A 20,530-nucleotide genomic window follows, 5' to 3' on the forward strand; every position below is an offset into this window, starting at 1 on the left:
GTATCTCAAACACTTAATCTTGTGCAAGAGCAAAAAAATAAGCAGCACACATAAAGAAATTTTTTTCTCTGCTGTGTCTGCTTGTTAAGTCTACTTTGGCAAATAGTCTATCTATATCAGTCATCACCAAACGGGAACACACAAAAGTGTGTGTTCCTGTTCTATTGGCATGACATACTACTAGTGTGGCATATACTTTATGAGTCGTGGGGATAGGGCATGGGGCATTGGGCACGGGGCATTGGGCATTGCGGACTGGTAAATATATCATTGTTAATGATAGAAACCTCGAAGACTAACAATATTGTCATTTCGCCCTCTATCTCCCTGCTCCCCATGCCCTATGCCCTATGCCCTATGCCCCATGCCCCATGCCCCATGCATGCCCCATGCATGCCCCATACCCTATCCCTTAACCTTATTGCTGAGCAATTGTATCTGAGTGCCAGGATAATAGAATTGAAGAATTTTTGGACTAGACCAACCAAGCTTGGCTAAATTTTGAGCACCTGTTTGACTCAAACCAACTCCATGTCCTAAACCACCACCGATAAAGGCGTATCCCCAAAGTTTTGATTCTCCTTTATTTAAGGGTTCTAGGTAAAACAGTGTACTTATGGGAGCAGCAAACGCACTACGTACCTCATCTTTGTGGAGCGTAACCGTGCCAATGTCTGTTTTGACGTTAAGTTTGAGAATCCGTCCGCTTTTGCTTCGCTCTACTACGTCCATTTGTTCAATCGTTTTTAACTTTGCATAAGGGCTGTTTTTCACCTTAAGAAATTTCTGCAATCCTTTAGTGATATCTTCTAGACTGCTTTCCTTGCGCCAGCGGAATAGATGGAGCGCTTCGCTATTGTTACCACTCTCATTAAACCCTTGCCGTAGACTGATAAATTGCTCGAAGTTATTTTCATCTGCTAAACTCTTCCCAGACAAGTTCCAAATACTACTTGGAGTATCAATGATAGGTTGTAGGTAAGGACGGTCTTTACCATTCCAAACATCACTAAAGGAAGCAGTAACACCACCAGTGGTAGAAGAATAGAGTGCGTCAACTAGTTCGTTTTGATACGTTAGTACCTTACCCTGTGTTGTTGCGATCGCTCTATCTGTATTACTAGATGCTCCGTTTAACCCATAGTAAACTTGGCAATGAGGATCGGCGCATAACTGGTAGTTATCTACAGCAAATCTACGCAAATTACGCAAGACATACGTTCTGGCAATTATTGCTTGTGCTTCTAATGCTGGTAGTGGTGCTGAAGTGCCAATTTCATTGGGTACAACTCCTCGCAAATAAGTTTCTAGAGGAACTTCATTTACCAAAGTATATGTACCATAAGCATTTGGCTGTAATTTCATGCTACCAGGGTAAAGACGCGCAAGCTCTTGTTTTTGAGTGGTATTCACCCGGATTAAATTTTTGCCACTGCTAATTTCTAAATGATTGCGACTGTAGCGGTTCCCGTTCACTACCCAAGTGACTCTTGGTACTTGTCCCAACATTTTAGTATCAAGGTAGGCTGTGTTGTTTCCCTTAGCTTGCACACTTTGCAATAGCCAACGTCTTAATAAAGGGGTGTTGTAAACTTCCCGTTTTGCCCAAACTTGCCAACGATCTGGCTGTGCTATTTCTACGTCAATTCCTTGCTCTCTCCAATTTTCAGCACTGTCTTCAGCCGTTTCAAAGGTACGGTAAATTCCTAAAACCACCCTCTCTTCAAGGACTGGTTGTGGTAAAGCTTGCATGACTGTTTCTAGTTTAACTGGGCTGGCAGTTACTAGTGTTTCCTCTCGATTTCCAGCTTTGAATTTCAATTTTAGGCGATCGCCTACCGTTGGTTCGAGTTGTATCTGTGCTTTTGGCTTTTCTCCAAATCGCTGCACAATCCCAATTTTCAGATTCACATCTTTTGTTTGACTCGCCGGATCTGATGCACCAGTCAACCCTAATAAACAAAATGTTGTCAGCAAGGTGTACGCAAAACGCCCTAATGAGATTTTCATAAAAATTATGAGGAGTGCTTTTTGGAGTTTAGCGACTATCCTCAACGACGACTACGGGATTGTAAATGTTTCTGCTGTTTTGTTACTCTCATCCCAGCTTATTGCATAATAAACTCATAACGACTATGATTTAGACAGAGGGTTACAAAGTACAACAAACATATGAATAAGGTTAAAGAAATTCCATTAAATGCAATTAAGCGTCCTTTACCCCGTCAGAACGATCCCCAAAAGGTACAAGCCTTAATGGAGTCAATCGCTGAGATTGGACAACAAGAACCAATAGATGTCTTGGAAGTAGATGGACAATATTACGGTTTTTCTGGATGTCACCGCTATGAAGCTTGTCAACGCTTAGGCAAAGAAACAATCCTAGCCAGAGTCCGCAAAGCACCTAAGAGTGTTTTGAAGATGCATATAGCGTGAGAGGGGCATAGGGCATAGGGCATGGGGCACGGGAAATTAGAACTATTAGACCACACTCGTAGGGGCGCAAGGCATTGCGCCCTTACAAGCCATGTGGTTTATTTGGGTGAAAATTACTGTAGTTCACCAATTGCCTATTGCCCTTTACCCATGGTGTAAGCAACATGCTATTAACCTAAAATCTCCAATAACTGCGCCTCAGTTAACTGAGTAATACCCAACTCTTGCGCCTTTGCTAATTTAGAACCTGCATCTTCTCCAACTACTAAATAATCTGTTTTTTTACTAACAGAATCTGTAACCTTTCCACCTGATGATTGAATTAGAGCTTTTGCCTCGTCTCTTTTCAAGGTGGGTAACGTACCAGTAACCACAAAAGTTTTACCCGCTAACTTTTGATTAGTGTTGGCTAGTGTAGGTGCTTCGTCTTTTGCAGAAAATTGTAAACCAGCCTCTTGCAAGCGAGAAATCAAAGTTTTATTAGCATCAATACGGAACCATTGGTAGACAGACTGGGCTATCTCCGCCCCTATACCGTAAACCGATTCAATATTTGCCAAAGATGCTTCTGCTAGCTGTAGCACAGTGGGAAACTTTTGAGTTAACGATTGAGCATTGACGCTACCAACATGACGAATACCTAAACCATACAATACACGTGACCAAGGTTGATTTTTTGATTGGGCGATCGCCTCCAGTAATTTTTGGGCTGATTTTTTACCTAGTCGTTCTAATCCACATAATTTATCTTCTGTCAAGTGATATAAATCAGCAACGGAATGCACGACTTCTCTATCGACAAGTTGGTGTACTAGCTTTTCTCCCACTCCTCTAATATCCAAAGCATCACGACTCACCCAATGTTCAATAGCCCCTTTTAGGATAGCTGGACAGGAAGTATTAACACAGCGAGTTACCGCTTCACCCATCTGGCGCACTACCGGCTGCCCACAAACAGGACAATGTGTAGGCATAACAAAAGGTTTAGCGTCAGCAGGACGAAGTTCTTTGAGGACGCGCACTACTTCCGGTATAATTTCACCAGCTTTATGAACAATGACTGTATCACCAATTCGGATATCTAATTGAGCGATGCGATCGCTATTGTGTAGTGTGGCACGGGAAACAGTTGTCCCAGCAAGTAAGATTGGACGCATTTGTGCTAAAGGAGTGAGAGCCCCGGTTCTGCCGACATTTACGGCAATATTTTCAACACGGGTAGGCGCTTGTTCGGCTGCATACTTAAGCGCGATCGCCCAACGAGGAAACTTCTGAGTAAATCCCAATTGTTCTTGCACCTTAAAAGAATTGAGCTTTACAACCACCCCATCAGTCATGTACGGCAAATTCAGCCGTTTTGTATCCCAGTGTTCATAATATTCTGCAACCTCGTCCAAAGAACGACATAACTTGTGATTAGGATTGACGCGGAACCCCATTTTTTGCAACAATTCCAACGCTTCCCATTGAGTATTAGCAAAACTCGTATCATCTCTACCAGGAATATGCAGTGTGTAAGCAAAGAAATCTAACCGACGTCTTGCCACAATCCGAGAGTCTAATTGTCGTAGTGTACCGGCTGCGGCATTTCGAGGATTAGCAAATAACCCTTCACCTGCTTTTTGCCGTTCTTGATTAATTTGTGTAAACACTTCCAAAGGCAAAAATGCTTCACCACGAACCTCTATTCGCTCTGGTAGAGGCATTCCATGCAAAGTTTCTATAGCTTCTAAATTTAAACGTAAAGGAATTGAGCGAATTGTGCGTACATTCTGAGTGATATCTTCACCCATAACGCCATCACCCCTAGTGGCACCTCGTTTGAGAATGCCATTTTCATACGTTAAGGCTAAAGCAGAACCATCAATCTTCAGTTCAGAAACGTACTCTACAGCCCCCGTCTCTAAATTTCGACGCCAACGCTGCTCCCATGCCTTTAATTCGCCAATATTAAATGCATTTTCTAAACTATACAGTGAAATGTTATGACGCACTGAAGTAAACTGCGTTGCAGGTTTTTCACCCACTCGCTGAGTAGGGCTATCTGGCGTCACAAACTCAGGGTACTGAATTTCTAACTGTTGCAGTTCTCGATACAACTGATCATAAACAGCATCCTCCATAATAGGCGAATCGAGGACATAGTAAGCATAGCTTGCCTTTTGTAGTACTTGCCGCAGCTCCTGAATACGCTCTTTAACTTCCGGGTTCATTAATTCCACCATATACTTCTCCATCCAATAACAGATCTAGGTTAATAATTTTTTGGGCATAGGGCATGGGGCAATGGGCATAGGGGAGTCAATCAATTGATCGGCTTCTTGTCGCCAATTTAGTTGTTGGGGATTATGTGCTGGCGGATGAGGAATATCATCACCGATCAAAACCAGTGATTTAGTAGATGTATTTGACCAAGATAGAGATTGTGCCTCATGTAAGACTAATTCATAACATTCTGGGGCATGTCCTCCACCAGTTGGCTCTACATTCTGTACAAAATTGCAAATAGATTCAACATCTCTAGATAAGTCGAAATGTTTAGTGACATATGTTGAGTGTTGATCACAATAATCCCCATGAGCAATAATTCCAATGCTTATATTTGGGATTTCATTCATTAGCCGATTAACAGTTTCCTTGATTTTACGGCGTACCTGGGTCAAGCAAGGATACATACTTCCAGTTGTATCAAAGCTAAAAATAATTTCAATATTGTCACCAGACATAATTCTTTGTTTAATGATTTTTAAAAAGGTAATACAAATTTGAAAAAAGAATGCAACACATGGAACAGACCCCTGGCTAACTCTCCCCTTGCTAAGGGTAGGGCGGGTGGGGTATCTGTCGCAAACATTTTTTGAATTGGTATAATTTTATTTTAAGCAATAAAATCATTTATAGCAACTTTTTCCCAATTTTATTTAAAATAAATTGTTGAAAAATTGGGGAAAACACTCTATGCTTCCTCGTATATTTATGGATATATTTTGGATTTATTTTTGAGCTAATAATTCGTATTTTTCATCTTAAAATATTTGAATATTCAAGGAAATATCAGTTATCCAACAGTATTTATTGGAATTTGAATTACAAATTCTGTACCTTGTCCTAGAGATGAAAGACACTGCAAATTTCCACCATGATTTTGCGTAATAATTTGGTAGCTAATAGACAGCCCTAATCCAGTTCCTTTACTGTCTGACTTATTTGTAAAAAAAGGTTCAAATATGTGACTTTGTTGTGATTCTGGTATTCCTATTCCATTATCTCGAATCCGAATTGTTACTTTCTCGTTGTCTACTGTAGTAGATATGGTAATTTGTAAACTTTTTATGTGTTCTTTATTCTCTATAAATGATTCTTCCAAACCATCAATAGCGTTTCCAAGCAAATTCATAAACACTTGATTGAGTTGTCCAGGGTAGCATTTAACTAAGGGTAAATTCCCATAGTCTTTGACTACTTTAATAGCCGGGCGCTGACGTTGAGCATTAAGGCGATGCTGCAAAATCATTAAGGTCGTTTCTAATCCATGATGAATGTCAATAGCTTTTTTGTTATCTCCATCTGCCCGCGAAAATTTTCGTAAAGACTGCATGATTCCTTGAATACGATCAGTGCCAATTTTCATTGAGGAAATCAGTTTTGGCAAATCTTGTAATACATGTTCTAGATCAATTGTCTCAATTTCTTTGTTAATGTCATCCCCTGGCTCAGGAAATTGTTTTTGATACAGTTTTACCAAATTACTCAGATCTTGAATATACCGATGAGCATAATGCAAATTACTAGAAATAAAACCAAGGGGATTGTTAACTTCGTGGGCAACTCCAGTAACAAGCTGCCCTAACGAAGATATTTTTTCACTTTGTATTAATTGTAATTGAGTTTTTTTTAGTTCTTCAAGAGCTTGGTATAATTCGGCAGTTCGTTCTTGTACTCGTTGTTCTAGTTGTTGTTTTTGTTGATCTAACTCTAGATTTAAGCGTCGCATTTTTATATGTACTTGAATCCTAGCTAATATCTCCTCTTGTTGGAATGGCTTTGTAATGTAATCTACTGCTCCTAGACGAAGTCCTTTAACTTTTTGTCCTTGGTCTGTAAGAGCAGTCATGAAAATAATAGGAATATCTTGTGTTGCTGGATCAGATTTTAATATTTCGCAAACCTCAAATCCATCGATTCGAGGCATAATAACATCTAATAATATTAAATCAACTTTTTCGTTTTTAACTCGTTCAATTCCCTGAGTACTATCTTTTTCCAGTAAAACTTGATAATTAGAGGTTTCTAGTATAAAAAATAAAAAATCTAGGTTAAATTGATTGTCATCTATAACTAAAATCGTCTCTTTTCCCTCTAAATAGTTATTTTGATATAATTCTTTTTGCGAAGAATTATTTTGTTCCATACAAAAACCCCTCTCATTATTAATTAATGCTGATATACTAATCGTATTCGAACCATAAATTGGGTGAGCTTTGAGTAAGCTCATTTATTTCTCTATTTAGGACATCATAAATACATAAACAGATTGACTACTTACTTAGGATTCCCACTTTCAGAGAAAAATTATAAGAAAAAATACAGAAAACTTATCGCTAAGCAAGTGTACTCCTCTCCGTTCTCGCTACTGTCTTAGAAGTTCCTCGCTCGCGAGCCTGCCCGACACACAGCTATGCCCGCAGAGCTCTACCGGAAAGCAAGCTACGGGCAGCGTTGTCGCAGGGCTTAGGGTACACCGTACCCTAAGCCCCTAGAAATCGATCTATATATATACTCAGTTAGTAGCCGTTGTAGTAATACCCATTGTTGTGGTATCTGGGACGGTAATACTGGTGATGGTTATACCCGTTGTTGTGATAATACGTGGGACGATAATACCCACTATTGTAGTACCGACGGTGGTAGTATCCTGGATAGTAGTACTCACGATTGTAAGACCGTCGGTAATCAATGTAGTCAGGGTAGTAATTGCTTTGACGGTGATACCTCCTGTAACTGTGATTGCACCGACTACGACGGGAATAATATTCATGAGCTATTTTGTAGGGGTATTCGTAGTTTATTTGTTTAACTTCCCCTATATCAGCTTTTTGATTTGTGTCAATTAATGAATCTTCTTTGAGCGAAAACGTTGAGGAATTAACTATATTGTGACTTGCCAGCGTCTGTTGGCTTAATTCTGGGACTTCCTCTGACTTTGGCAAATTAATCTCATGTTTGATGGATGCTTCTACTATATCAAAGCCCAAGAAACTCGGCAATATTAAAAGACTAATCAACAATTTCCAAAACATTGTTTCACACTCCTAATTTCTTTTCCTCTAAGCAATAAATTAGATGTCTCTTGCGAGACGTCGGATAAAATAGGAATTACGCAGTGAAACCAATAAATAGGCTGATGTTAGATCAGGGGAAGGTACAGCCCTACAAAAGGGATATCATGAAGCGCCGCTTGAAGAGAGTTCCTGGTAATCACTTCCTCGCTGACAACCCAAGAAAAATAAAAAGCGGTGGATTTGGGTTGTTCGACTCCACCGACTTTGATGTTATGAAAGATAATTAATGTTACCAAGAGTCTGCTGTTCTTCCTCTGTAAGGCTCACCCGTAAAGGGTTGAACACCAATATTCGGATAAGCATCATCATTAGGACCAAAAATCCGCATCACCGCTTCAGAAATATACTGGGTCATCCTGGCAAGCATTCTGCTGATAGCCATAATCTCAAACTCCAATTTCTGGTTTTTTGTAGTCGTGTATCTACTCTAGTCTTGCCATCGCCAATATATTCAGGTTTGAAATATATTTACATTGTCTGCAATAATCGTTGATACATATTTGCAATACTTTGACTTGGAATAAAGCCAAACTTTCTTTTTTAATGCTGATTGTAATGGGGCATGGGGCATGGGGCATGGGGAAATGTACTTCGTTTGCTCTCCTAGTCTCTTTTATTTACTAGATATTATGCATAATAACCATTTAAAAATATTAAGTATTAGATAAATATAGTATTAAGCTATCTGTAAATAGACTGCTTGAACTGATTTTCTCTGGCAATCTAGCTAGCCTGGAGGATTGGGGAAAACCCTTGTAGAGTAAACACTGTAGAAATAGGGGTTGTAGCGAGTCTATAAAATCAGCTATTCTTCATACAATCTATACGATCGCTATATCATCTGGCTGTTGACATTAATTATGGTGATAAGTACCATAAAGAAATAAATATTTCTGTAGGGCGCTCTGCGATGACAACTTTCCCTAGCCTAGACTTTAGATATACGAACAATCAGCACCCAGCAAGCTTTAAGAATGAGGAACTGACGTTGTCTGCTGTTGATTACAGCTTGCTAACTGATCTTTATGAGCTAACCATGGCGGCTTGTTACGTGGGTGAAGGAGTCGAAACAAAACAAGCAAGCTTTGAGTTGTTCGCAAGGCATTTGCCAGAAGGTTTTGGCTACTTGATTGCTATGGGGTTGGCGCAAGCGTTAGAATACTTAGAAAGATTCCGTTTTAGTCAAGCCCAAATAGAGGCTTTACAAGCAACGGGTATTTTTGCGCAGGCGACCGATCGATTTTGGTCGGTGCTAGCTGAGGGAAGTTTTACAGGTGATGTTTGGGCTGTACCAGAAGGGACAGCAATATTTGCTTCTGAACCTTTATTGCGGGTGGAAGCACCGTTTTGGCAAGCTCAGTTAGTAGAGACGTATCTGCTGAATACTCTCAATTACCAGACTTTGATTGCGACGCGGGCTGCTCGTCTTCGTGATGTAGCAGGTTCACAAGCAACTGTACTCGAATTTGGAACAAGACGAGCATTTAGTCCTCAAGCTTCTTTGTGGGCAGCTAGAGCAGCTTTGGCAGGAGGTTTAGATGCTACATCAAATGTGTTGGCTGCGCTACAACTCGGGGAAAAACCTAGTGGTACAATGGCTCACGCTTTGGTGATGGCTTGGGCAGCGATGGAGGGAAGTGAAGACAAAGCTTTTACAGCTTTTCATCGCTATTTTCCCAATGCATCATTGTTGATTGATACTTACGATACCGTCGCCGCTGCTAAGCGGTTGGCTGAAAAAGTAAATTCCGGGGAAATAGAATTAGCTGGGGTAAGAATAGACTCTGGTGATTTGGTTTCTTTGTCAAAACAAGTGCGATCGCTTCTTCCTGGTGTGTCAATTTTCGCTAGTGGCGATCTTGATGAGTGGGAAATTGCAAGGTTAAAAGCCGCCGGTGCTGAAATTGATGGTTATGCTTGCGGAACGAAACTCGTTACAGGTTCGCCTGTTAACGGAGTCTATAAACTTGTGGAGATTGATGGCGTTCCAGTGATGAAACAATCAACTGGGAAAGTGACTTATCCAGGAGGCAAGCAAATTTTCCGCTCTTTTGAAGGAGGTATGTTAAAGAAAGACAGATTGGGATTAGCAACAGAGAGTTTTATTGGGGAACAACCTTTATTGCAACTGTTCATGAAAGAAGGTAAACGAGTAAAGCCACCAGAGACTTTAGCACAAATTCGCGAACGTACTACTGCAACAGTAGCAAGTTTGCCTTCTCAAGTAAGACAACTGAATAATCCTGTGTCCGTAAAAGTTGAAATTTCAGATGAGTTGAAGGAATTGACTCAAAAGACACAACAAAGAAACGAACTCCACGCTGAAGAACAAAAACAACCTACTACTAACAACTAGGCTATTATGAGAGTTGCTTTGTTTGGTACAAGCGCTGATCCGCCAACTGCAGGACATCAGGCTGTTATTAATTGGTTATCTGAATGTTACGATAGGGTCGCTGTTTGGGCTGCGGATAATCCATTTAAATCCCATCAAACACCTTTAGAACATCGGGTGGCAATGCTACAATTATTGATTGCGAATAAAAATCCATCATGGCAGAATGTTCGGTTAGAGCAAGACTTGAGTAGTTTACGAACACTGGAGACGGTGGAGAAGGCGAAATTACGTTGGGGTAACGACGCTGAGTTAACGTTGGTAATCGGTTCAGATTTGCTAACTCAGTTACCGCGTTGGTATCGTTTTGAAGATTTATTACAACAAGTACAATTACTCGTGATACCGCGACCAGGATATGCAATAGATGAGTTGAGTTTAGAAAAAGTACGCATGTTAGGAGCAAAGATTGAGATCGCCAACTTCACAGGGCCAGAAGTATCTTCTACAGAGTATCGTAACAATGGCGATCGCAAAGCCCTAGCGCCTCCTGTTTTTGCGTATATTCACAGGCAGCACTTGTATAAATAACATGTACAAGCAACTTTCATCAAGACTAAGCAGCATAGTAAAAGTAAGCAAGGCTTTGAACAAAAAGTTCTATGGTAGGACGTAACCAAAGAAAGATTACAGATCTTCTAAATCAACAACCTTTAGCTGATTTTAAGGTCGGTGTTGATAATGTAATTTTTTCTGTGGATACTACTCAAAATCGGCTGCTAGTTCTATTAGTTATGCGACAGCAGGAGCCATTTTTAAATTATTGGAGTCTTCCTGGTACTTTGGTACGTCAAGGCGAATCCTTAGAAGATGCCGCGTATCGTATCTTAGCTGAGAAAATTCGCGTTAAGAATCTCTATCTGGAGCAATTGTATACTTTTGGTGGCCCAGTACGCGATCCACGGGAAGCATCTGATAGTTATGGTGTGCGCTATTTGTCAGTGAGTTACTTTGCCCTCGTACGTTTCGAGGAAGCGGAATTGATTGCTGATAAAGTTGCTGGAATAGCTTGGTATCCAGTAAAGCGAGTTCCACAACTAGCTTTTGACCATAATGAAATTCTTGCCTATGGACATAGCCGGTTAAGAAATAAGTTGGAGTATAGTCCAGTTGCTTTCGACGTGTTACCAGAAACGTTTACTTTAAACGATCTATATCAACTGTATACAACGGTTTTAGGAGAAAACTTCTCTGATTATTCTAATTTTCGGGCACGTCTGTTGAAATTGGGTTTTTTGTCTGATACTGGTATTAAGGTATCACGGGGTGCTGGTCGTCCAGCAAGTTTATATAAATTTGATGCGGAGGCTTTTGCACCTTTTAAAGATAAGCCTTTGGTATTTATTTAAGGGGATAGGAAACAAGGGTGCTATGTTCGTAGTTGCGTTTTAGCGCAACTACGAACCAGAGATGAATTATTTATACTGAGTAATTAGTAAAAATCAAATTAATTAAGTCTATAAAATTTAAAATTAGAAACTGAAAATGAAGATTGCGATCGCTCAACTAAATCCTACCATAGGTGATTTACCTAAAAACGCTAAACACATTCTAGATGCCGCACATCAGGCAGTAGCAAAAGGTGCCCGTTTGTTATTAACACCAGAACTTTCTTTGTGTGGTTATCCACCACGGGATTTATTACTAAATCCTGGGTTTGTTAAATCTATGGACATTGTACTGCGGCAATTGGCAAGCGATTTGCCACCAAATATAGCTGTTTTAGTAGGAACAGTTGAGGAGAATTTAAAAGTACATGTTAATGGTGGTAAGCCATTATTTAATAGCATTGCCTTATTAGAAAAAGGTAGTGTTCAGCGATTTTTTCATAAACGGCTTTTGCCTACCTACGATGTATTTGATGAAAATCGCTATTTTGAACCTGGGTTTCAAGCAAATTATTTCACTCTAGATAATCTCAATATTGGTGTTACCGTTTGTGAAGATTTGTGGAACGATGAAGAATTTTGGGGTAAACGTAGTTACGCTAGCAATCCGATTGCTGACTTAGCAATTCTCGGTGTAGATGTAACTGTGAATTTGTCAGCCTCTCCTTACACTTTTGGTAAGCAACGCTTTCGAGAAAAAATGCTAAAGCATGGCGCGATAAGGTTTCACCAACCAATTATCTATGCAAACCAAGTAGGAGGAAACGACGACTTAATTTTTGATGGTAGTAGTTTTGCCTTAAATCGTCAGGGTGAGATTGTTTGTCGCCTTCACGCTTTTGAGACAGATCTGCAAATAGTGGAGTTTAATGAAGCCAAGCAGGATGTGCAAATGGGTTATCTTGCGCCAGGATATGAGTCAGAAGATGAGGAAATTTGGCACGCTTTGGTTTTGGGGTTACGAGACTATACTCGTAAGTGTGGATTTTCTAAAGTGGTGCTGGGTTTAAGTGGTGGTGTGGATTCTTCTTTGGTTGCGGCGATCGCCACTGCAGCGCTAGGCAAAGAAAATGTTCTCGGTGTTCTTATGCCTTCTCCCCATAGTTCTGCTCATTCTATCAGCGATGCTTTAGCATTGGCGAAAAATCTTGGGATAAAAACAACCACAATTCCGATAGGGGAGTTGATGCAAGACTATGACAAAACTTTAGGCGAGTTGTTTGCTGGAACAGAGTTTGGACTAACAGAGGAGAATCTTCAATCCCGAATTAGGGGAAATTTATTGATGGCAATTTCTAACAAATTTGGCTATCTCCTTGTGTCTACTGGTAACAAGTCAGAAATGGCTGTTGGTTACTGCACTCTCTACGGTGATATGAATGGCGGATTAGCAGTTATTGCTGATGTTCCTAAAACCCGCGTTTATTCTATATGTCATTGGTTAAATAATCATTCGCAAGCCGTCCCCACTGAAATTATCCCAGAAAACGTTATTACCAAAGCACCCAGTGCTGAACTCAGACCAGGTCAAGTTGATCAAGATTCCCTACCACCTTACGATATTTTAGACGATATTTTGCAACGCCTAATTAATGATTACCAATCAGCAACACAAATCATTGCTGCTGGTCATGATCAAGCAGTTGTAGACCGAGTTATTAAAATGGTAGCGCGTGCAGAATTTAAGCGGCGACAAGCACCTCCGGGATTAAAAATCACGGATCGCGCCTTTGGTACCGGTTGGCGAATGCCTATTGCAAGTAACTGGGTTGCTGTTAACAGCACCTACCAGCAAAAAAACTTCCCAACGGCTAGCTTAGTGAGTAGAGATGGGCGGTACTGACAAATGCTTTTGCCTTTACGCACTTAATTTGTATATAAAACGTGGGCAAGATGCCCGCACTACAATGATTTTATCTTTTCGTGTGTTTAACTGTGATGGTGCTTTGATAACTGCTGTACAAATGCCTTATGCTCTGGCGTGGTTAATCCTTGTTGCAGCACCGCTAACACTTGCACCATATCGCCCACTAGCAAGGCATTAACAGCTAGCCATAGTCCCGGAAATTGCGGGCTGCGAATAATACCGTCGGTGTCAGGAAGCAAAACCACGTAATCATCATCTTGCAACACAAACCAATCCAGCCTGTTCTCAAACATTTGCCAGACGATGTATTCTTGTACTCCGTTGCGTAGATAAACTTTTTTCTTATCACCCAAGTCGTAAGATGCGCTGCTAGCGGCGACTTCTGCTATTAGTTCTGGTGCGCCTTCAATGTAGTCATCCTCAGAAATCTTAACCTGTCCGCCAACAGTCGGATCGAGAAACAGTGTAATATCTGGCTGGGGTTCGTTGTTTCGATCCAAGCGTACAGTGGTGTTGTCTGCCAGAACAATCCCTGGAGTTGCAACCTGATAATTAAACAACCAGCCTAATAGTTGAGCGTGAGGTTGACCATGATTTCTGAACCGCAGAGCAGCAGCCACGTAAACAACTCCTTCAATCAATTCGGCTTTTTTGAGATGAGGCATTGCTGCATACCGACGCTCAAATTCAAAACGAGTTAAGCGATCGCCATTTTCCAGAGTAGGCAGATCTTGACTTTTTGCGTGGGGCTGACGGGACAGGTGAGTCGTCATGGCTGCGCTCTCAATTTCTTTGTTTGATCCTAGCTCGACTTTATGTCAATCTCCCAAGGTTAAAACACCTGATGGCATATCAACGACCAACTTACGATTAGTCAGCCATCGACGACCGAGTAAAACTTCTGGTACTCCACCACCAGCATAAACAGGAATATCAAAAATCTCTCCATCAATTCTGACTTTTCCTGCATAAATATCAAAGTTAGAGACACCCCTTGCCATCAACATCGAACGTTCGCCTAAATATTCCCATTTTAACTGCGTTCATCCACAACAATCTAGATGCTAGAGAATTGAAACTCAAATATTGGTGCTGCGTTGACGTTTAAACCCGTAATTTTAGTGTTGATGAAATCTCCTTAATAAATCTTCACGAGATAAATTTGATAGTTGTAGTAATAAAGAACTAAATTCTTCTGGTGGTAATGCTAATAAAGGTTCAACAATTCCTTGCAGGGAGTTATCTAAGGTACCAAATCGAACTCGAAGTAAGTTTTCTATAATCGTGCGACGTTCATTTATTTCTCCTTCTTGTCTACCTTCTTGTCTACCTTTTTGTTCAGCCTCTGCCAAACGTTGTTCGTAAATCGGCGATAACTGCATAATTAAATCCCTATCCTCTGTGTCTAAATTCTGACTTAATTCTAAAGTAGTTTTCAAGTTGGCCAATAAATTTATGGCTTTTTCCCGTAAAGGATTGTTAATATCCAACGATTGCACTTCTTCAATCGCCCTTTTTTGTACTCCTCCCTTGCCCAATAATCTTAACCAAAGTGTTTCTGGTATTACTGGTAATTGATGAATTACCACTATAGCCATTCGCCAAGATTTACCAAAAAAATGAATACCTGGTAACCAATTCTCTTCATCAGGTTTTGTGTTAAAACCATCCAAAAATTCTGGCGAAGCTGTGGGGGAGAGAATCCATAACTTTGGTAAATAGTCTTCTGATAACCTTACCTTATTACGTTTGGCTTCACGTTCTTTCTTGGCACAAGTATTACAAAATTTAATCGTGCAACTACGAATTTCTGATATTGTTACCGCATTACGGAAAGGTTCAAAAAGTCCTGGTTTTTCGGCAAATCTTCCTAGTAAACCTAAGATTTCTGGATCGATTTGGGATTGGGGTGATGGTACAAAATAAACATCAATTTCTAGTACTTCTCCAGCGACATCTTTACTTGTTTCTACTGTACCTAATGGTGATAATAGTTCTTCCAAATAGTCCTTAGCAAAGCGGTCAGCCCCTTTGGGGAAGTCAAAAGTCAAAAGTCAAAAGTCAAAAGTCATTTTTTCACATCTGCTTGCACACGAGTAAAGAGATTCTGCAACTCGGTAGACCTAGCACTATTTTCTTGCTCTTTCACTTCAAAAGTAACATTGTATACTTTCGTTTGCTCTAACGCCTGTATACAAAGTTCTGCAACATCATCTCGACTGATTTTTCCTCTGATATTGTCGCCTTGCTCAAAAATTAACTCTTTGCCTCCTGCTTCCTCAGTCAAAGCACATGGTCTAATAATCACATAAGGGATTTCACTTTCCCTTAAACTGTCTTCTCCTCTCAACTTCCAAGTGAGAATTCCTCCTAGTTGGTCGTTTAATCTGACTGCTGGCGGTTCTTCGTCTAAATTGATTCCGGGGCGTCCTGGACGGGTGACACCTGCTGAACTAATTAGGACAAACTGTGGTGCGATCGCATCACCATAACCTTTAATCGATTCCACCTGTAAAGCAAAACCCCCTGGTGAAAATGTGTTATTTAACCCGCCATCGTATTCAAACTTGCTCAACATCAGTTGCAACGCAACAATTTTACTTGCATCAATTGGCGGACAATCTTTCACCGTTTTTGCTCGGAATACAGGAATTAAATCTGTAAAAGGAACACGAACATCTATCCAGGTATTTGCTACCGTATCGAAAGAATAGCTGTAAGCAAGACTATCCCATTGTGTTTCTGTACGTAAGAGAAACTTATAGCGTTTACCGTCGCCTTTGACACGTAATTCTATACCTTGATAACCAGATAAATTGAAAGGTGGAGTGAAATTTTTAGTTCTTACAGAAGCAAATCCTCCTGAGTTAGCGGTTGAGACATTCCCTGCAAACAATGCTGTGTTGTCTACTAACTGGATACTACTTTGACTCACCCCACCCATAACAACGTCATCAACAGCACCCCAGCTATTCTTTAATTCTGTTGACGGATTTGTAAAATCAAATAATAGTTTTTCTCCTGGTTTAGGGAGATATTTTGCTGCTGCTGTTACCAGGTTTTTAACGCCTTGATACTCTACATTCTCTGGTGTATCACCAACGATTTCTGGCTGATAAAATTTCACACCTTGGTAATATTTTTCTCGTTGTGGAGTATCTCCCTCTACAGGTTGTACACGAACTGCGGTGCAACACACTACAGCTTGGATATTCGCCATCACCAATGGAGTCAAAGTTTCTGGCTTAGTGATATCTGCTACGACTAATTCAGTGTTATCGTCTAAGATTGACCTGGCTCTGTCAATATCTCGTACAAGCGATCGCACTTTATAACCGCCTTCTACCAATCGCCGTACCACCCGCTTACCAACACCACCCGTCGCACCTGCTACCAATATTACACCCACTTGTTTTGCTCCATCAGGTTTATCTTTACTATCTTTAGCACCTTGAAATAATCTTTGTATGCAGCTGAGGAATGGGATAACCTCAAAGTATGTCAAGGTTTGGATGAATCTGCCTAAGTCCCATTGAGAGCGATTTTTATCAGTCATAGCGTTCGGGGGTAGGGAATAGGGAATTAGAAATAAATCATCATTGGTTTGTAGTTGCGCTTTAGTGCGCTAAAGCGCAACTACAAACCCTTATTTATTTTACAAAAATTTACTTAATTGATGGATACTGTGACAAAATTAATTGCACGACATGAATTTCCATTATAAATTTTTGTCATCTTTCATCTCAAAGCCCTTTATAATGATAAATTTCAGGTATTTTCTTCAGAAAACAACGTTTCCAAGCAGAGTTGTTATAATGTAACAAACGTTTACGATTAGTTTTTTGATAAAGTCCTAGGTATTCACTAACAGCTAGTAAATACCACAGCGTGATATTGGTAACAAGCTGCCTCAGATTTTCCTGTTACTGGTGAAAACCTAAGTGGATGTTGCTCAATTAGTTACCGTTATAATTATTCTCTTGCTCGTTGCCACCAGCGTAGCATTACTGTGTCGTAAACTCAGAGTCTCTTATGTCTCAGGCTTAGTGTTAGCTGGTTTAGCAATCACTGAACTATTACCACGGCGGATTGGCCTAAATGACTCTCTAATTTTAAATGTATTCTTGCCGATTCTGCTGTTCGATGCAGCTATCAATGTTAATTTTAGCCGCCTACGCAGTAGTATTAAATCAGTTGCCCTGCTAGCTGGACCTGGGGTTGTTATTTGTTCTGGTGTGACAGCAGTGCTGTTGAAATGGGGACTGGGACTCGCTTGGATTCCGGCGCTGTTCACTGGCGTCATTTTGGCTATCACTGATACCGTTTCCGTCATGGCGGCGTTCAAGGAAATATCTGTACCAGCCCAGCTTGCCACCATTGTGGAGGGAGAAAGCTTATTCAATGATGGCGCTTCTCTGGTTTTATTTAGCCTACTGACGAAAGTTTATGCAACGGGATCACTCACAATTCTCGATGGGCTTCAAGAACTGTTTGTGGTGATTGTCGGTGGTACCCTTGTGGGATTAGCCTTGGGTTATTTAAGTACAGGTTTGTTTGTGCGCACAGATGACTCGCTCAGTAGTATCTTACTGACAATGGCAGTCGCATTAGGAGCCAATCAAATTGGGAATTTAATGCACGTATCCGGTGTGGTAGCAGTCGTTGTTGCGGGGTTAGTTGTTGGTACACTTGGGCTATCTGAAAGAGTATCGGCTTCTAGTCGATTGACCCTGTTAAGCTTTTGGGAATACGCTAGCTTTAGCGTTAATAGCGTAATTTTTCTACTCATCGGGATAGAAGTTGATCTGATAACTTTCTGGAAAACTCTGCCCTCCGTTCTGGTAGCGGTTCTTGCATACCAAGTGGGACGCATTCTCTCTGTCTACCCGCTCTTAGCTGGGATGCGTCGTTTTGAACGTCCAATTCCATGGCGCTGGCAGCACGTCTTGTTTCTTGGTAACATCAAAGGCTCTGTTTCGATGGCGTTAGCGCTCAGTTTACCAGCTACTTTGAAGGGAAGAGAACAGTTGATTGCTTTAGTGTTTGGTGGAGTGTTGCTGTCAGTAGTAGGACAAGGGCTCAGTTTACCTTGGTTAGTTAAGCGTTTGCGATTGTCTCACTTTTCAGCATCTCGTCGACAGACAGAAGAATTGCAAGCTCAGTTGATGACTGCTAAGGCAGCACAGGATGAATTGGATAGCTTGTTAAAGTCAGGAGTATTGCCCAAAGCCATTTATGAAGAGATGCGATCAGTTTACCAAGTGCAAGTAGCTGGGGCAGAAAGAGCTTTGCGAGAACTCTATAATCGCCGCCCAGATGAGTTTGATCCCAAAAGTGGAGAGCTTCACCAGCGTGTTAAACTTGATGCGCTCCGTCGCCGCCTACTACTTGCAGAAAAAGGAGCGCTAAACGAGGGAATACGTAAGAGAATTCTTTCAGAAGAAATTGTCCGAGAACGCATAAAAACTATTGATGAACAACTGCTCCAACTTGAGGATGAATAGCTTTTCAAAACCCCATGATTTTAATCTACGGGTATTCCCTTACCTGACGTCTTGCACCCGGACTGAATCAGCCCGATATCCCGCCCAGAACTGAAGTTCCGGGCTAATAGCTTAAGTCCATTGAAATGGACTAAAATCCTTGATCAGTCCTCTTGAGAGGACTTTAGCTATCAACAAGCGATTTAATCGCTGGCTGGCTGACCCCCCTGCTCCCTGCTCCCTGCTCCCTCTTTTGACTCTTGATGACCTTACCAGGACTGATCCAAGAAATTCCTTGCTGAAAGTCAGTACCGATCATCACCGCCTGTACTATAGGCTCAGATATTTCTGTTTGGGCTACCCACTCCACAATAAAGTTTGCGCCTAAACCTCCGCTTTTGTCATCTCGATCAACAAAAAAATCTGTAGAAGCTAGAGCATCGAGTTGAATAGGTTGTTTTAAATACTGCTTGACTAATTTACCATTTGAGTCATAGTAGCGTATAGAAGTAATGATAATAGGATTGGTTAAATCTGTATTACGAATACTGAGCGTAACCGCTAAATTAAAAATTGCCTTTTTATTATCATGATAGATATGGGAATAAACAGGAACATAAGTAGTTTGACCCGTTGCTATCTGAAAATTTTTATCCAAAGTTACCGTTTTTGGAGATGGAATTGCCAGCGTTGTATTGGTTTTTGACTGTTGTGCTATTTCTGATGATTTACAAGATGCAAGAGATACAAGACCCATAACAGCAATTGCTATGTAAAAATTTAGCTTCATAAGAATTATTGGCAGCCCTCAATAAAATCGATAACTTGGTGTAACGAACCTGGTTTTGTTGCAATTAGTACTGTTGAACCGGGTTCTAGCACTGTACTCCCGTTAGGAATCACTAAACCTTCATTAGGATGAGGTTGATAGCCAATAATTAGAGAATCAAGGGGAAATCGTGAATCCTGAGCAATTTCAGCAAGGCTATGACCAACAACATAGCAATTGTTTTGAATAGAAAGTTTTAAAACCTCAATCTGTCCCTGCTCAAAATGCATGATCGATTCGACTTGGGGATACTCAATGGCATTCACCATCATTGAAACTGCTAAGTCAATAGTACTGACGATTTGGTTGGCTCCTGCCAGACGTAGTGGTTCGGCAAAATCGCGATGGCGCATCCTTGCTAAAATATGGGAGACACCGTAATGTTTGGCTAGAGTCACCATTGCCAAATTCAACGCATCACTTCTAAGGACAGCTGCGACAGAGCCAGCCCTGCGAATCCCAGCTTCTAGCAAAACTTCTGTACTCACAGCGCTACCTTCAAAAGCCATCACTCCCACTTGCTCACGAGCATAACGGCAAGCGACTGGATCGCGGTCAATAACGGCGATAGTGTGCCCCAATTCTACCAATCTTTGTGCCAAACTCAACCCCACTAAGCCAGCTCCACCTATTAGCACGTACATACTTGTTACCGAATGATGTTTAAATTCTTGCTTTTACAACTTAGCAAGATACGTTGCTTATAACATTGCTCCGATTGGGAGATACTTCCAGGTAATAAGGTGTACGAGTAAAATGATTCTAATAGCAGCTTGACTTAAAAAAATTC

Annotated in this window: 18 protein-coding genes; 6 read left to right on the forward strand and 12 right to left on the reverse strand. The window is 40.9% G+C overall.

Features of this window, described 5'->3' with window-relative positions:
* Nucleotides 1-405: 405 nt before the first annotated feature.
* Nucleotides 406-2,010: a SpoIID/LytB domain-containing protein gene (locus G4P69_RS02025; protein WP_208338207.1), complete on the reverse strand. Its 1,605-nt coding sequence runs from the start codon at nt 2,008-2,010 to the stop codon at nt 406-408.
* Between the two features lie 162 nt (nt 2,011-2,172).
* Here G4P69_RS02025 and G4P69_RS02030 point away from each other — a divergent pair, with 162 nt between their 5' ends.
* On the forward strand, nt 2,173-2,436 hold the full coding sequence (locus G4P69_RS02030; protein ID WP_208338206.1) for a ParB N-terminal domain-containing protein: 264 nt from the start codon (nt 2,173-2,175) through the stop codon (nt 2,434-2,436).
* Between the two features lie 170 nt (nt 2,437-2,606).
* Here G4P69_RS02030 and ligA read toward each other — a convergent pair whose 3' ends face one another.
* The 5 genes from ligA to G4P69_RS02055 all read right to left on the reverse strand — a co-directional run bounded on the left by ligA (nt 2,607) and on the right by G4P69_RS02055 (nt 8,160).
* The gene (gene ligA, locus G4P69_RS02035) at nt 2,607-4,661 is read right to left on the reverse strand and encodes an NAD-dependent DNA ligase LigA (protein WP_243902052.1); all 2,055 of its coding nucleotides are present in this window, start codon (nt 4,659-4,661) and stop codon (nt 2,607-2,609) included.
* 24 nt (nt 4,662-4,685) lie between these two features.
* Entirely contained in the window at nt 4,686-5,162 is a 477-nt protein-coding gene (locus tag G4P69_RS02040) for a VWA domain-containing protein (protein ID WP_243902051.1), read from the reverse strand.
* A 332-nt stretch (nt 5,163-5,494) separates the two neighbouring features.
* Entirely contained in the window at nt 5,495-6,847 is a 1,353-nt protein-coding gene (locus G4P69_RS02045) for a hybrid sensor histidine kinase/response regulator (protein ID WP_208338205.1), read from the reverse strand.
* Nucleotides 6,848-7,220: 373 nt separating this feature from the next.
* Nucleotides 7,221-7,736, reverse strand: a complete 516-nt coding sequence (locus G4P69_RS02050) for a hypothetical protein (protein ID WP_208338204.1) — start codon at nt 7,734-7,736, stop codon at nt 7,221-7,223.
* A gap of 271 nt (nt 7,737-8,007) precedes the next feature.
* The gene (locus G4P69_RS02055; protein WP_208338203.1) at nt 8,008-8,160 is read right to left on the reverse strand and encodes a hypothetical protein; all 153 of its coding nucleotides are present in this window, start codon (nt 8,158-8,160) and stop codon (nt 8,008-8,010) included.
* 528 nt (nt 8,161-8,688) lie between these two features.
* Here G4P69_RS02055 and G4P69_RS02060 point away from each other — a divergent pair.
* From G4P69_RS02060 to G4P69_RS02075, 4 genes are all read left to right on the forward strand, one after another.
* Nucleotides 8,689-10,134, forward strand: coding sequence for a nicotinate phosphoribosyltransferase (locus G4P69_RS02060; RefSeq protein WP_208338202.1), 1,446 nt, complete (start codon nt 8,689-8,691; stop codon nt 10,132-10,134).
* Nucleotides 10,135-10,140: 6 nt separating this feature from the next.
* Nucleotides 10,141-10,704: a nicotinate-nucleotide adenylyltransferase gene (locus G4P69_RS02065; protein WP_208338201.1), complete on the forward strand. Its 564-nt coding sequence runs from the start codon at nt 10,141-10,143 to the stop codon at nt 10,702-10,704.
* A 71-nt stretch (nt 10,705-10,775) separates the two neighbouring features.
* Complete coding sequence (locus G4P69_RS02070) at nt 10,776-11,522, forward strand: NUDIX hydrolase (protein ID WP_208338200.1); 747 nt, start codon at nt 10,776-10,778, stop codon at nt 11,520-11,522.
* A 136-nt stretch (nt 11,523-11,658) separates the two neighbouring features.
* Nucleotides 11,659-13,404 (forward strand): NAD+ synthase, encoded by a 1,746-nt coding sequence (locus tag G4P69_RS02075; protein ID WP_208338199.1) that lies wholly within the window; start codon nt 11,659-11,661, stop codon nt 13,402-13,404.
* A gap of 86 nt (nt 13,405-13,490) precedes the next feature.
* Here G4P69_RS02075 and G4P69_RS02080 read toward each other — a convergent pair whose 3' ends face one another.
* The 4 genes from G4P69_RS02080 to G4P69_RS02095 all read right to left on the reverse strand — a co-directional run bounded on the left by G4P69_RS02080 (nt 13,491) and on the right by G4P69_RS02095 (nt 16,984).
* On the reverse strand, nt 13,491-14,201 hold the full coding sequence (locus G4P69_RS02080) for a Uma2 family endonuclease (protein ID WP_208338198.1): 711 nt from the start codon (nt 14,199-14,201) through the stop codon (nt 13,491-13,493).
* Between the two features lie 45 nt (nt 14,202-14,246).
* Entirely contained in the window at nt 14,247-14,435 is a 189-nt protein-coding gene (locus tag G4P69_RS02085; protein ID WP_208348183.1) for a hypothetical protein, read from the reverse strand.
* Between the two features lie 111 nt (nt 14,436-14,546).
* A complete protein-coding gene (locus G4P69_RS02090) occupies nt 14,547-15,479 on the reverse strand; it encodes a hypothetical protein (RefSeq protein ID WP_208338196.1) in 933 nt (310 codons plus the stop codon).
* A 17-nt stretch (nt 15,480-15,496) separates the two neighbouring features.
* Nucleotides 15,497-16,984: a CIA30 family protein gene (locus G4P69_RS02095; protein ID WP_208338195.1), complete on the reverse strand. Its 1,488-nt coding sequence runs from the start codon at nt 16,982-16,984 to the stop codon at nt 15,497-15,499.
* Nucleotides 16,985-17,369: 385 nt separating this feature from the next.
* On the opposite strand from G4P69_RS02095, the gene G4P69_RS02100 reads away from it, so the two are divergent.
* Nucleotides 17,370-18,932 (forward strand): cation:proton antiporter, encoded by a 1,563-nt coding sequence (locus G4P69_RS02100; protein ID WP_208338194.1) that lies wholly within the window; start codon nt 17,370-17,372, stop codon nt 18,930-18,932.
* A 163-nt stretch (nt 18,933-19,095) separates the two neighbouring features.
* Here G4P69_RS02100 and G4P69_RS02105 read toward each other — a convergent pair whose 3' ends face one another.
* Together G4P69_RS02105 and G4P69_RS02110 are read right to left on the reverse strand one after the other, a co-directional pair.
* Nucleotides 19,096-19,701 (reverse strand): DUF3124 domain-containing protein, encoded by a 606-nt coding sequence (locus tag G4P69_RS02105; protein WP_208338193.1) that lies wholly within the window; start codon nt 19,699-19,701, stop codon nt 19,096-19,098.
* Nucleotides 19,702-19,706: 5 nt separating this feature from the next.
* Nucleotides 19,707-20,384 (reverse strand): potassium channel family protein, encoded by a 678-nt coding sequence (locus tag G4P69_RS02110; RefSeq protein ID WP_208338192.1) that lies wholly within the window; start codon nt 20,382-20,384, stop codon nt 19,707-19,709.
* Nucleotides 20,385-20,530 lie beyond the last annotated feature (146 nt).

The sequence above is a fragment of the Aetokthonos hydrillicola CCALA 1050 genome (assembly GCF_017591665.1).
GTDB classification, from domain to species: Bacteria; Cyanobacteriota; Cyanobacteriia; order Cyanobacteriales; family Nostocaceae; genus Aetokthonos; species Aetokthonos hydrillicola.